15 protein-coding genes are annotated in these 12,453 nt (G+C 58.9%); 12 read left to right on the plus strand and 3 right to left on the minus strand.

All coding sequences use genetic code 11. From position 1 onward, the window contains the following. From KBF66_RS16380 to KBF66_RS16405, 6 genes are all read left to right on the plus strand, one after another. Positions 1-276 (plus strand): protein phosphatase CheZ (locus KBF66_RS16380; RefSeq protein WP_296659684.1); only part of this gene is annotated, 276 nt, incomplete at its 5' end. A 95-nt stretch (positions 277-371) separates the two neighbouring features. Next, a complete protein-coding gene (locus KBF66_RS16385; RefSeq protein WP_296659687.1) occupies positions 372-1,529 on the plus strand; it encodes an EscU/YscU/HrcU family type III secretion system export apparatus switch protein in 1,158 nt (385 codons plus the stop codon). After that, a complete protein-coding gene (gene flhA, locus KBF66_RS16390; RefSeq protein ID WP_296659692.1) occupies positions 1,526-3,613 on the plus strand; it encodes a flagellar biosynthesis protein FlhA in 2,088 nt (695 codons plus the stop codon). The genes KBF66_RS16385 and flhA overlap by 4 nt, the downstream gene beginning before the upstream one ends. Then, a complete protein-coding gene (gene flhF, locus KBF66_RS16395) occupies positions 3,610-5,103 on the plus strand; it encodes a flagellar biosynthesis protein FlhF (protein WP_296659695.1) in 1,494 nt (497 codons plus the stop codon). Before flhA ends, flhF begins: the two co-directional genes overlap by 4 nt. Beyond that, complete coding sequence (locus KBF66_RS16400) at positions 5,096-5,842, plus strand: hypothetical protein (RefSeq protein ID WP_296659698.1); 747 nt, start codon at positions 5,096-5,098, stop codon at positions 5,840-5,842. The genes flhF and KBF66_RS16400 overlap by 8 nt, the downstream gene beginning before the upstream one ends. After that, entirely contained in the window at positions 5,842-6,558 is a 717-nt protein-coding gene (locus tag KBF66_RS16405; RefSeq protein WP_296659701.1) for an RNA polymerase sigma factor FliA, read from the plus strand. The genes KBF66_RS16400 and KBF66_RS16405 overlap by 1 nt, the downstream gene beginning before the upstream one ends. Before the next feature lie 5 nt (positions 6,559-6,563). On the opposite strand, the gene KBF66_RS16410 is transcribed toward KBF66_RS16405, so the two are convergent. The 3 genes from KBF66_RS16410 to flgA form a co-directional block, all read right to left on the minus strand. Next, positions 6,564-6,950, minus strand: coding sequence for a hypothetical protein (locus tag KBF66_RS16410; protein WP_296659703.1), 387 nt, complete (start codon positions 6,948-6,950; stop codon positions 6,564-6,566). A gap of 43 nt (positions 6,951-6,993) precedes the next feature. Further along, entirely contained in the window at positions 6,994-7,320 is a 327-nt protein-coding gene (gene flgM, locus KBF66_RS16415) for a flagellar biosynthesis anti-sigma factor FlgM (protein WP_296659707.1), read from the minus strand. Between the two features lie 96 nt (positions 7,321-7,416). Beyond that, positions 7,417-8,232 (minus strand): flagellar basal body P-ring formation chaperone FlgA, encoded by an 816-nt coding sequence (flgA, locus tag KBF66_RS16420; RefSeq protein WP_296659710.1) that lies wholly within the window; start codon positions 8,230-8,232, stop codon positions 7,417-7,419. Between the two features lie 113 nt (positions 8,233-8,345). Here flgA and flgB point away from each other — a divergent pair, with 113 nt between their 5' ends. The 6 genes from flgB to KBF66_RS16450 all read left to right on the plus strand — a co-directional run. Then, on the plus strand, positions 8,346-8,795 hold the full coding sequence (gene flgB, locus KBF66_RS16425; protein ID WP_296659713.1) for a flagellar basal body rod protein FlgB: 450 nt from the start codon (positions 8,346-8,348) through the stop codon (positions 8,793-8,795). A gap of 25 nt (positions 8,796-8,820) precedes the next feature. After that, a complete protein-coding gene (gene flgC, locus KBF66_RS16430; RefSeq protein ID WP_296659717.1) occupies positions 8,821-9,225 on the plus strand; it encodes a flagellar basal body rod protein FlgC in 405 nt (134 codons plus the stop codon). Positions 9,226-9,239: 14 nt separating this feature from the next. Next, on the plus strand, positions 9,240-9,893 hold the full coding sequence (locus KBF66_RS16435) for a flagellar hook capping FlgD N-terminal domain-containing protein (protein WP_296659721.1): 654 nt from the start codon (positions 9,240-9,242) through the stop codon (positions 9,891-9,893). A gap of 32 nt (positions 9,894-9,925) precedes the next feature. Continuing rightward, entirely contained in the window at positions 9,926-11,239 is a 1,314-nt protein-coding gene (gene flgE, locus KBF66_RS16440; RefSeq protein ID WP_296659724.1) for a flagellar hook protein FlgE, read from the plus strand. A gap of 34 nt (positions 11,240-11,273) precedes the next feature. After that, positions 11,274-12,014, plus strand: coding sequence for a flagellar basal body rod protein FlgF (locus KBF66_RS16445; protein WP_296659726.1), 741 nt, complete (start codon positions 11,274-11,276; stop codon positions 12,012-12,014). A 17-nt stretch (positions 12,015-12,031) separates the two neighbouring features. Continuing rightward, positions 12,032-12,453: flagellar hook-basal body complex protein (locus tag KBF66_RS16450; protein WP_296659729.1), on the plus strand; the 422-nt coding region annotated here is incomplete at its 3' end.

Genomic DNA, 12,453 nt, shown 5'->3' on the forward strand with positions numbered 1-12,453 from the left:
CAGGATTTTCATGATCTGACCGGCCAGGTCGTGGCCAAAGTGGTGAGTCTGGTGTCGGATGTAGAGGCAGAACTGGTGCAATTGCTGATCCTGACTGCTCCTTCAGATGGTCAGACCAGCCCGACTGCCATGGCTGCGCCGACGCCGACTTTGCTGTCAGAGCCGATTTTGCACGAGCCCATTCTGCAAGGCCCGGTGGTCGACCCCGAAGGCAACCCGGATGTGGTCAAGGGCCAGTCCGAGGTGGATGACCTGCTGGCGAGCCTGGGGTTTTAGCGCTGCAGGAATCTGGCGGGGTTTCCACCCGCTTTTTGCCCTTTAGTTTCGGGGGCTGCTAAAGACAATGGGGTGAATCATAGTGTCGCCCCCAAATGGAATCCAGCAGTCAAGACCGCAATTTACCCGCCTCGGAACGCAAGCTGCAAAAGGCGAAAGACGACGGGCAGGTCGCCCGCTCGCGCGACTTGTCGCATCTGGCTGTACTTGGCGGTGGTGCTGCGGCACTGATCTGGCTGCTGCCTCTGATGCTGGAGCATCTTGAGCGTGAGTTCAGCCTGCAACTGCATTTCAACGCACAAACCATTGCCGACCCGGCCCTGATGATGACCCGGCTGGGCAATATGGTGACCGTCGGACTGGTCGGCTGCGCGGCCTTCGCAGCAGTGGTCAGCGCGATGGCGGTGGGCAGTACCGTGGCCGTGGGCGGCTGGGTTCAGAGCTTGAAACCGATCACGCCCGACTTCAGCCGGCTCAACCCCCTGCGTGGTCTGGGCAACATGTTCACCAAGGAAAAGTTCACTGAAACGCTCAAGATGAGCTTCATTGCAGCCATGTTGCTGGTGGTCGGCTTTACTTATTTGTCGTCCAGCCTGGAAACCTTGCGCTCACTGGTGCTGCAGCCCTCCGCGCAATCCATTGTCGATCTGAAGGACTGGTTAAAACACGGCATGGGCTTGATGCTGCTGGTGATTCTGATCGTGGCCATGATCGACGTGCCTTTGCAGCGGTTTCTGCACCAGTCGCGCATGAAGATGTCGCACCAGGAGATGAAGCAGGAAAGCAAGGAGTCAGATGGCAACCCGCAAATGAAAGGCCATATCCGCCAGCGTCAGCGTGACATCGCCCATGGCAACAGCGTCAAGGCGGTGCCCAAAGCCGACTTTGTGTTGATGAATCCGACCCACTACGCGGTAGCGATCCAGTACGACGAGAAAACCATGCATGCACCGCGTGTGGTCTCCAAAGGTGCCGATCTGCTGGCCTTCAAGATCAGGGACCTGGCCAACGAGCACGCTATTCCGGTGCTGCAGTCACCAGTACTGGCACGCGCCTTGTACACCCATGCCGACATCGACCAGGACATTCCGGCCAGCCTGTACACCGCGGTGGCGCAAGTGCTGGCTTACATCTACCGGCTGAAAGCCGCCATACGGGGTGACGGCCCGATGCCCGGCGAGGTGCCGGTGCCCTTTGTACCGCCAGAACTTGACCCGCTGTCCACGGTGGTCGCAGCGGCTGAAACAGCATGAACCTCGATTTGAATTCCGCCAAAAGCTGGCTGAGCAGCAACCGCGCCCTGATGCAGGGTGCTGCGGCGCCCATGCTGGTGGTGGCGATTTTGTCCATGATGGTGCTGCCATTGCCGCCGTGGATGCTCGACACTTTTTTCACTTTCAACATCTCGGTGGCCCTGATGGTGATGATGGTGGCGGCCTACATGATCAAGCCACTGGACTTTGCGGCGTTTCCGGCAGTGCTGCTGCTGACCACCCTGATGCGGCTGTCACTCAACGTGGCGTCAACACGGGTGGTGCTGCTGGAGGGCCACACCGGCCCGGGTGCCGCCGGCGCGGTGATTGAGGCGTTTGGGCATTTCCTGATTGGCGGCAACTTTGCTGTCGGTCTGATCGTGTTCTCGATCCTGGTGGTGATCAACTTTGTGGTGGTGACCAAAGGCGCCGAGCGTATTGCTGAAGTGTCCGCGCGCTTTGCCCTCGATGCCATGCCGGGTAAACAGATGGCGGTGGATGCTGACCTGAATGCGGGCCTGATCGATGAAAAAGAGGCCAAGCGCCGTCGTGCCGAGGTGTCTGAAGAAGCCGACTTTTTTGGGTCGATGGACGGTGCCTCCAAGTTTGTACGGGGCGACGCAGTTGCCGGCATTTTGATTTTGCTGATCAACATCTTTGGCGGCTTTGCCATTGGTGTGCTGCAGCACAACCTGACCGCTTCACAAGCCGCTGACACCTACATCCTGCTGGCCGTGGGTGACGCATTGGTGGCGCAGATTCCGGGATTGCTGATTTCGGTCGCGGCGGCCATGGTGGTGTCACGCGTTGGCAAGGACCATGATCTGAGCAAACAGATCGTCACCCAGATGTTCATATCACCCAAGGTTTTGGGCATCACGGCGACCATCATGGGCATTCTGGGCGTCATTCCTGGCATGCCACACACCGTGTTCCTGGGCATCGCGATGGTGCTGGGTTATGGCGCGTGGATGTTGTCGCACCAGCCGGTGCCTGCCGAAGATGCACCGGTAATTCAGACACCGGCATCGGACAGCGAAGCCAGTTGGGACGACCTGCAGCCGGTTGATCAACTGGGACTTGAACTGGGTTATCGGCTGATCACCCTGGTGGACAAAAACCGCCAGGGCGACCTGTTGACCCGCATCAAGGGCGTGCGACGCAAGTTTGCGCAGGAGGTCGGTTTCCTGCCGCCACCGGTCCATGTGCGCGACAACCTGGAGCTCAAACCCAGCGGCTACCGGATCACCCTGCGCGGCGTGATTGTGGGTGAAGGCGAGGCTTTCCCCGGCATGTTCCTGGCCATCAACCCGGGGGGCATCACCACGCCACTGATCGGCACACCCACCACCGACCCGGCTTTCGGGCTGCCCGCGCACTGGATTGACAACGCGCAAAAGGAAGCCGCGCAAATGGCCGGATTTACCGTGGTTGATTCCGAGACTGTCATGGCCACACATTTGTCACACTTGATGCAAGTGCAAGCCGCCAGATTGCTGAGCCGCACCGAGACCCAGCAACTGGTAGAGCATGTGAGCAAACAGGCCCCGAAACTGATTGAAGAAGTGGTTCCCAAAATGGTATCGATTGCCGTGTTCCAGAAAGTGCTGCAATTGCTGCTGGAAGAGTCGGTCCACATTCGCGACATCCGCACCATCATCGAGTCGCTGGCAGAACATGCAGGCACCGTTGCGGACCCAGCTGAACTGGCACGCCGCGTACGTATTGCGCTGTCACCGGCCATCGTGCAGCAGATTTATGGCCCGATCAACGAACTCAACGTGATCGCGATTGACCCGGCGCTGGAGCGCCTGCTGGTGCAGGCATTGGGCAACCCGAACGGCCAGGGACAGGCTCTTGATCCCGGCGTAGCCGACATACTGACACAAAAGGCCGCTGAGGTCGCACTCAAACAGGAAGAAATCGGCATACCTGCCTGCCTGCTGGTGCCTGATCAGATTCGCAGCGCCATCTCCCGCCTGGTGCGCCGTGTGGCACCCCGGTTGCAAGTGCTGGCACACAGCGAGATTCCTGAATCCCACACGATACGCGTTGGCCCCATCCTGAAAGGTGCAGCATCATGAACATCCAGAAATTTACCGCACCCACCGCCCGCGAGGCATTGTCCAAAGCGCGTATGACGTTTGGCGATGGCACGCTGATTTTGTCCAACCGGCAAACGGATGCCGGTGTTGAGGTGGTCGCCACCGGAGAAGACACGCTGGAAGCACTCGACCGCAATGAGCTGGTCCGGCAAGGCAAGCCACTGCCGGCGGCGCGATCCGCTACCCGACCAGCGGCCCCGGCGACACCCCGTCTGACAGCCAATCCTGATAGTCAGGTGATGGATGACGCCACGCAGCTGGCCATGAGTACGCTTTCGTTTCAGGATTACGTACGGGAGCGCATGTTGCGTCGCCGGCATGAGGCGCTGACCGGTCAGGCCAGCAACAGCACGGCGCAGGCCGTTCGCCCGATCCGGATCGAGCCCAGCCCGATTGAGCGCCAGCCCGCACGCCCCGCGCCGATCCAGTTTGTGCCTGCACCGGCCAACGCGGCTGCGTCATCGGCCCAGCCGCATCTTGCTCCGCGCGCGGCACCGCGCGCCACGGCGGCGAGTTCCCCTCAGATGTCTCAGGGGATTGTGGACGAGTTGCAGTCGATGAAAAACCTGATTGAGGAGCGTTTTAACACGCTGACCTGGCTGGGCCAGGCCCGGCAAAGCCCAATCCAGTCGAACCTGATGCTCAAATTGATCCGCTCAGGCTACTCACCCAGTCTGTCCAGAACCATTCTGGAACGGCTGCCCGAGGACATGCCAGCCGCCGATGCGCTGCGCTGGGTGATGGATATCCTGACCCGCAACCTGCGCACCGACGCCAATGCCCAGGCCATTCACGAACAGGGCGGCACCTTTGCCTTGGTGGGAGCAACAGGTGTTGGCAAAACCACCACGGCGGCCAAACTGGCAGGACTTTGCGCCAAGACCTATGGGGCGCAAAGTGTGGGGCTGATTACCCTGGACACCTACCGGGTCGGCGCCCACGAACAGTTGCGTGCCTACGGCCGGATGCTTGGCGTGGTCGCACATCTGGCGCATGATCGCGCCGCGTTGCAGGATCTGCTCGGCCTATTGGAAAACAAGAAGATGGTGCTCATCGACACCACCGGCATTGCGCCCAGCGATCCGCGCAAGCGCGATATGCTTGAGGTACTGGATGTCCCAGGGGTCAACCGCTTGCTGGTTCTGAATGCAGGAGGTCATGGCGACACACTTGACGACGTGATCGCCTCGTTCAAGACCGATGGTGTGCAGCAGGGTATTTTGTCCAAACTGGATGAAGCGGCCAAACTTGGCCCGGCGATCGATGCGATCATCCGCCACCAGCTGCAATTGCGTGGTGTCACCATGGGTCAAAAGGTGCCCGAGGATTGGGAGCGTGCCGATGCCACGCAGTTGGTCAGCATGTCGATGCGCTCGGCGGCGAAGTCGGCCTTTGACCCCAAAGCCACCGATCTCGGTTTCTTCTTTGCACAAGCAACGCCGCTGCATGCGGAGCAGCTTCATGCTTGAACCCTGTGTCAACCAGGCGGCAGGGTTGCAATCGCTGGCTCCGGCGTCGGGACCACGACTGGTTGCCGTGGCCAGCCATGGCCAGCAGCAAGGCGAGTTACCTTTGCTTTGGGCACTGTGCAATAGCTGGATTGATATGGGTTTGTCGGTTCTGGTGCTGGACGGCCACGCCCAGGAAGCGGCCAGAAACGCGGGTTTGGCGCAGCTGCTGGACAACCCGCTGGAGCGCTGCCAGGGTACCAGCGAATCGGTTGCGTGGTCAGTCTTGCCGGCGGCGCAGGGTTTTGCGCGCCTTTGCACCCAGGCTCTGCCAATTGCGACACTGGGTGAGCTGTTTCAAAACTACTCAGTCGTGCTGGTATATGCGGATGCCGCCACCATGACCCTGCTGTTCAAACACAGTGCTCTGGAGCCTTTGCTGGTGTTGCCCCCCCTCAAATCATCGTCATTGACGGCATACCAGGCATTAAAACAGTTGCTCATCGAAGCCCAGTTGCGCCCAACTGTTGCTAATATAGCGCTGTCAAGCGTTGCCAGTCCGTCTATGCCCAACTCAGCTCCCTCCAACCATCTGCAGCAGTGCGCCATGGCGTTCCTGGGCTATCAGGTCAAGCCAATCACCGTGTCGGCGGGCGCCCCATCAACCGACAACGCTCACGATGGAGTCAACCGCCTGGCACTTCAGCTGCTTGAGAACGCGGTCGTATTGGAGCGGCATCCATCGGAGAGGATGCACTGATGTATACCGCCAAGGGCCAGCTTGATCGCAACGCCCTGATCCGCCAATACCAGCCGCTGGTGCGCAAACTGGCCCACCACATGATGGCCAAGCTGCCGGCCAACGTGCAGGTCGACGACCTGATTCAGGTGGGTTTGATCGGTCTGTCCGAAGCCTTGTCTCGTTTCGAGGCAACACAGGGCGTCCAATTTGAGACCTTTGCGACGCAACGCATCCGCGGTGCCATGCTGGATGAACTGCGTGAGAACGATTGGGCGTCACGTGGCACACGCAAAAGCCAGAAAGAGATCGAAGAAGCCATGCGCCGACTGGAACACAGTCTTGGCCGCAGCCCCCTGGAGAGTGAAATCGCGGCGTCGCTGGACATGAGTCTGTCAGAGTACCAGGGCCTGTTGACCAAAGTGCAAGGCGGCCAGTTGATCTATCTGGAAGACATGAACCACGGGCAGGATGACGAGGACAGTTTTCTGGACCGCCACATGGGCGACTCTGACGCCGACCCGATCAATGTGCTGCGCGACCAGCGGCTGCGCACCGCGCTGGTGGCAGCGATCAAGAACCTGCCCGAACGCGAGCAGTACATCATGAGCATGTATTACGAGCAGGACATGAACCTGAAAGAAATTGCCGCCGTGCTGGATGTGACGGAGTCGCGTATTTGTCAATTACACAGCCAGTCAATCGCCCGCCTGCGTGCCAAGATGCGCACGCATTGACTGGATTAGGCGGCAGCCACCTTGAATTCGCCACTCTGGCGGCCAAACCCACCATAGGCACGCCGCGCGCCTGCACCTCCCGAGTAGGTTTCTGACCGGGTCGACGGAATGAGGGTCGCCAGCGCGCGCTCCGCCAGCACCGAGCGCCGCAAAAGACTCTCGCGCTGGGCCGCCAGTGCCGCAGCAATCTGTTTGAGTCGCAGCGCCAGCGCCGGATCGGCGCGCCACAACGCGCCATTGCGCATGGATTGGGCCAGGGTTAGCACCAAAGACTGCAAGCCCGCAGAAGCGAGCGTCAGTTCATCAGGATTCTTGCCACTCAAAGCGTCGGCAAACCGGGCCAACTGGGCATCAACTTGGTCGAGTAGCAGGGCACAGGGGGCGGGCGTCATGGTTTTTCCTCAGAAAGCCGAGGAAAAACCAGGGCAAGCGTGCTCAGGAGCGGCTGCGCTGAAGTACTTCCTGGGCGTTGGAGAGCAATTTGTCGGCAATTGCCTCGGGATTGACCGCAAACGTGCCTTGCGCGATAGCCTCCCGCATGGCTCCGACTTTGGCCATGTCGACGTCGGGCGTGTCGGATGGGCCAGCCGCTTCCATTGAACGAGTCAACGATGAGACTGTGACCGCCACCCCCGTGGGTGGCGACGTCCGCGCGGGAGCGGTTTTGACCGGCGCACCCGCAACCGGACCATTCTTGGCGGTCAGAGACGCTGCATTGCTGCTCAGGGCTACAGAATTGTCGGTGGGTTGGCTGATCTTCATGGTGTTCTCCAAAACTACGGGTGATGTAGCCTCGTAGAATCACTTTCGGCAGAAACAGCCTGAACTTTAACTTTATTTTCAGCATGGCGGCAAGGCCTACAAACTCAGTCTGACGGTTTGCCGGTCAACCACCACGCCGCTGACCACCCGACCATTGTCCATCCGCAGCCGTGCACTTTGACCTATCACCCCGGCAGAAAGTGCTTGTGCGCTGGTGGCAATCTCAAAACCCGGACCACGCGCCACCACCCGGACCTGCGCGCCCGAAGTAAACACCTGGGACGCCTTGACCATGTCCTGGCGCAACACCTGTCCGGTCGACAACGGACGCGTCGCCACCAAACCCAGCCAATCGCCCTGATTGGCGACCACCGGACTGGTGCGCTCGGCCCAATCGACCTCCACCATCATCAAGTCAGATTCCGACAACGTTGCACCGGAGGCGATCTGACCCTTGACAACCCAGGCGGGACCATAGGCCTTGACAGTGATGGGCAAGAAAACATTCCACTTGGCGGAACCCTGAACACAACGCAAACCAACCCGGGTTTTCCCCCACAGCCTGGAGCCGGCCGGCAGGTAGGGCTCGACCTGAGCGCAGGGCGCGAGTGTGAGACGCCGGTCCAGCTCACCCACCTCGACCTCCATGCGCAACGGCAAATCACCGGAACTCGCAACCGCCTGGTTCAACCAGGACTGCACATCGGCATAAAGCGACCCGTCCTGGGCCGCAACCGCGACGCCGGGTGTCTGCGCCCAAGCCGATCCAAAAACACCGGGCAAGCCAATGGCCAGGGCGGCCATCATGCGCGTCAAACGGTTCAGAAAGGCGAAAAACATCGTGGTTCCATGGGCAATTTCCTCGACTGTACGCAAATCTGGCCCCAACCAGAGCGCCAAAGTAGTCGCCATTTCCCCTGCTATTTGGGGTTTAGAAAAGCAGGCGCGTTTTCATAATCGCTCATCAGTCCTTTGAAAGGTGCGTTGCGGGATGGTCCTGCAGGGCAAGAAAGCCGAGGTGTCGTATGTTTGCCAATTTGACCAGCGGTCTGGAGTTCCACTCCAAGGCCTTGGTGCTGCGGGCGGAACGCCAACGCATCATCGCCAGCAATATTGCCAACGCAGACACACCGGGTTTTGTCGCCCGAGACATCAACTTTCAGGAGGCCCTGCGCCAGTCAACCGGCGCCAGTGCGCTCAATTCGTTGACGAACCGTCTGCCCTTGAACAACAGCACCATGAACTCCACCAGTCATCCACGTCACATCGCGCTGACCGGCAGCAGTTCAAGTCAAATGGCCGGGGCGTCGGAGCTGGCTTACACGGTGCAGAGCCAGCCCAGCGTGGACGGCAACAGTGTTGACCTGGACCGTGAACGCGCCAGTTTTGTCGACAACTCGGTACGTTATGAGTCGACCCTGCGCTTCATCAATGGACAGTCCAAGTCGATTCTCAGTGCCATCCAGGGGCAATAAAACCTGAGACCCGCCGGAGAAAACCATGTCAATGTTCTCAATTTTCAATGTGTCGGGCAGTGCCGTCAGCGCACAGTCACAACGGCTCAATGTGGTGGCCAGCAATCTGGCCAACGCCGATGCCGTCGCCGGACCGGATGGCCAGGGTTTCAAGGCGCGTCAAGTGGTGTTCCAGACCACCCCGATGGGGTCGGACGCCGCTGCGGGCGTCAAGGTCAGCGCCATCCAGGAAAGCAATGAACCCTTCAAACGGGTGCACAACCCCAATCACCCGTCTGCCGATGCGCAGGGCTACGTGAATTACTCCAACGTGAACCCGGTGGAGGAGATGGTCAACATGATTTCCGCTTCACGCTCTTACCAAAACAACATCGAAGTCATGAACACCGCCAAGTCCCTGCTGCTCAAAACGCAGCAGATGGGCCAATAAACCAGGAAACCGTCATGATCACAGCCACCTCCTCTGTCAGCAGCACCCTGACAAACTCCAGCAGCAACAGCACCTCCAGCGCGGTTGACATGCAGGCTGCGCAGGACCGTTTCCTCAAATTACTGGTCGCCCAATTGAACAACCAGGATCCAATGAACCCGATGGACAACGCCGAGATGACCACACAAATGGCGCAGATCAACACGGTGACTGGCATCCAACAGGTGAACGAAACGCTCAAGAGTCTGGCGGACCAGTTCAGCGCCATGCAAGTTCTGCAGGGCAGCAACATGGTCGGTCACAACGTGTTGATGGAAGGCAATAGCCTAGTCCCGGTGGATGGGACCGCCGTTGGTGCGATTGATCTATCAGCCCGCGCCGACAGTGTCAAGGTTGAAGTCCTGTCAACCAGCGGTCAGGTGATCGACACCATAAACGCCGGCGGACTGGATGCCGGACGCCACTATTTCAGCTGGGATGCCAGCAGCTACCAAGGCACCGGCAACCCGACCTTCCGGGTCGTTGCCAAGATGGGCGAAAAAGCCATCAGCGCCACCCCGCTGAGTGTGGACAAGGTGATTTCCGTCGGCATGGAAAACGGTGCCATGTCGCTGCAGCTCCAGGACCGTGGTGCCACCGCCTACAGCAGCATCAAAGCCATTCTTTAAATTCAACCTGCTCTTTTTTTCAAGGAAACATCATGTCATTCCAAACCGGACTATCGGGACTCAATGCCGCCAGCCGCAACCTAGATGTGATCGGGCACAACATCGCCAACGCAAACACTGTTGGAATGAAAGCCTCTCGTACTGAGTTTAGTGGGCTTGTGTCATCGGCACTAAGCTCAGCCAGTTCTGGTGGTTCCGGTATCGGTGTTGAAGTCGCAAACATCGCTCAGATGTTTACCCAGGGCAACATCTCTACTACCAGCAATAATCTTGATGTAGCAATCAATGGCAGTGGTTTTTTCCAATTGACTCAAAACGATGGATCGCCCGCTTACACACGCGACGGGTCGTTCAAGCTTGACAAAGACGGTTTTTTGAGAACCAACACTGGGGCAAATTTGATGGGTTACCCCACGGACAAATCAGGAGTCCCAACCAGTGCATCGATCCAAAAACTGCAGCTTCCAACAAGCGCCCCGATTGGTGCCAGCGCGACGACCACGATTAATGCAGAGTTTAATTTGGATGCCCGAATTCTGGACAACACGGCTCTGACAACTGCAGGCAAAACAATCAACCCCAGGTCAACGTTCGGAACATCCTTGAATGTTTACGATGAACAAGGTGTTGCATCACCTGTGAATTTCTACTTTGAGAAGGATGCAGCAGCAAATACATGGAACATTTATGGCGGCCTTGACACACCCGCACTTGTGGGACCTCCTGCTGTCCCAGCGGTCACATTCCCGCTCATGGGATCCATTGTATTCAACAGCGCTGGAAATCTCGATTCACTTGTGGATGGAACTGGTACAGCCAACGCAACCGGTACTGGCCTCGTCTTTCCAGCTGGAACCTTTGCTTCATTGAACCCGAATGAGGACGTAGGTCCGGGCCTGATTCAAACAGAAATTACACTCGACCTGACAAGTGTCACTCAGTTTGGCACAGCATTTGCCGTTTCCGATCTGACACAGAATGGCTACACCGCAGGTGAACTTACTGGTCTAAACATTGGCGAAGATGGGGTAATTACCGCCCGCTATTCCAACGGAGAAACACAATCTGCGGGACAGTTAGCTTTGGCGGATTTTCGCAACATCCAAGGACTGATTCCTCTCGGTGGAAATGCTTGGGCCGCAACGAATGAGTCTGGTCAACCAGTACAGGGCTCGCCTGGCGTTGGAAAATTCGGCATTTTGCGGTCGGGCGCACTCGAAGAGTCCAATGTGGACTTGACCGCGGAGCTGGTCAACATGATGACGGCGCAGCGTGCCTACCAGGCCAACGCACAGACCATCAAGACCCAGGATCAGATCATGTCGACGCTGGTCAACCTGCGTTAACACCCCATCTGACAAGGATTGACCAGGAGACATCATGGACCGCCTGATTTACACCGCCATGACCGGCGCGAGCGCCGCTGCGTACCGGCAGGCCGTGCTGTCCAACAACCTGGCCAATGTGTCAACCAACGGCTTTCGCGCCGAGTTATCCACCTATCGCGCCGTGCCAGTGACGGGCGATGGTGCCACCACCCGTGTCATGGCGGTGGAAGCCACACCGGGTTTTCTCGACATTCCGGGCAGTCCGCAGCGCACCGGCCGCGCCATGGACGCCATGACCACCGGCAATTCCTGGTTTGCGGTACAGGGGCTTGACGGCACCGAGGCCTATACCCGTAACGGATCGTTTGAAGTCGCGCAGGACGGCACTTTGAAGACCAACAACGGGCTGACGGTTCTGAGCGATGGTGGCGCACCCATCACGGTGCCCGAGGGCGGCGAGGTCACGCTGGGGATAGACGGCACCCTCAGCGCCAAAGTGGGCAATCAGCCGCCCACGGGGATAGGCAGGCTCAAACTGGCAACCCCGACCGCAGAGGACCCGCTCAAACGCGGTGGCGATGGCCTGTTCAGGACCACCTCGGGTGAGCCCATGGCCAATGACGCCGCAGCGCGGGTGCAGCTTGGCGTGATCGAGGGCTCCAACGTCAACGCCATTGAAACCATGGTCAGCATGATCCAGACGGCACGCCAGTTTGAGGCGCAAACGCGCCTGATGCAAACCGCCGAGGCCGACGACCGAGCCGCTGCCCAATTGCTCAGCATTCAGGGCTGATTTAGAAAGACCCCATCATGATCAACTCCCTTTGGATCTCCAAAACCGGCATGGAAGCCCAGCAAATGCAGCTGGATGTGATTTCCAACAACCTGGCCAACGTGTCGACCACCGGCTTCAAGCGTGCCACCGCCGTATTCGAAGACCTGATGTACCAGAACCTGCGCCAGGTGGGGGCCAACAGCACCGAACAGGCTACTTTGCCCACCGGTTTGCAGGTGGGGCTCGGGGTGCGAACGGTGGCCACCAGCCGCTCGTTTGCGCAGGGCAATTTGCAGCAGACCAGCAACAAACTCGATGTCGCGATTCAGGGCGACGGATTTTTTCAGGTCACCATGCCGGACGGCACCACCAGTTACACCCGCGACGGGGCATTTCAGGTCAACTCGGCTGGTGCGCTGGTGACCGCCACCGGCCTGGCCATTGCCAACGGCGTCAC

The organism is Rhodoferax sp. (assembly GCF_018063565.1).
GTDB lineage: Bacteria > Pseudomonadota > Gammaproteobacteria > Burkholderiales > Burkholderiaceae_C > Rhodoferax.

Excerpts from the sequence above, each read along its gene's own strand:
- KBF66_RS16385 (WP_296659687.1), top strand. The coding sequence starts at position 372 with ATGGAATCCAGCAGTCAAGACCGCAATTTACCCGCCTCGGAACGCAAG.
- flhA (WP_296659692.1), top strand. The coding sequence starts at position 1,526 with ATGAACCTCGATTTGAATTCCGCCAAAAGCTGGCTGAGCAGCAACCGC.
- flhF (WP_296659695.1), top strand. The coding sequence starts at position 3,610 with ATGAACATCCAGAAATTTACCGCACCCACCGCCCGCGAGGCATTGTCC.
- KBF66_RS16400 (WP_296659698.1), top strand. The coding sequence starts at position 5,096 with ATGCTTGAACCCTGTGTCAACCAGGCGGCAGGGTTGCAATCGCTGGCT.
- KBF66_RS16405 (WP_296659701.1), top strand. The coding sequence starts at position 5,842 with ATGTATACCGCCAAGGGCCAGCTTGATCGCAACGCCCTGATCCGCCAA.
- KBF66_RS16410 (WP_296659703.1), bottom strand. The coding sequence starts at position 6,950 with ATGACGCCCGCCCCCTGTGCCCTGCTACTCGACCAAGTTGATGCCCAG.
- flgM (WP_296659707.1), bottom strand. The coding sequence starts at position 7,320 with ATGAAGATCAGCCAACCCACCGACAATTCTGTAGCCCTGAGCAGCAAT.
- flgA (WP_296659710.1), bottom strand. The coding sequence starts at position 8,232 with ATGGCGACTACTTTGGCGCTCTGGTTGGGGCCAGATTTGCGTACAGTC.
- flgB (WP_296659713.1), top strand. The coding sequence starts at position 8,346 with ATGTTTGCCAATTTGACCAGCGGTCTGGAGTTCCACTCCAAGGCCTTG.
- flgC (WP_296659717.1), top strand. The coding sequence starts at position 8,821 with ATGTCAATGTTCTCAATTTTCAATGTGTCGGGCAGTGCCGTCAGCGCA.
- KBF66_RS16435 (WP_296659721.1), top strand. The coding sequence starts at position 9,240 with ATGATCACAGCCACCTCCTCTGTCAGCAGCACCCTGACAAACTCCAGC.
- flgE (WP_296659724.1), top strand. The coding sequence starts at position 9,926 with ATGTCATTCCAAACCGGACTATCGGGACTCAATGCCGCCAGCCGCAAC.
- KBF66_RS16445 (WP_296659726.1), top strand. The coding sequence starts at position 11,274 with ATGGACCGCCTGATTTACACCGCCATGACCGGCGCGAGCGCCGCTGCG.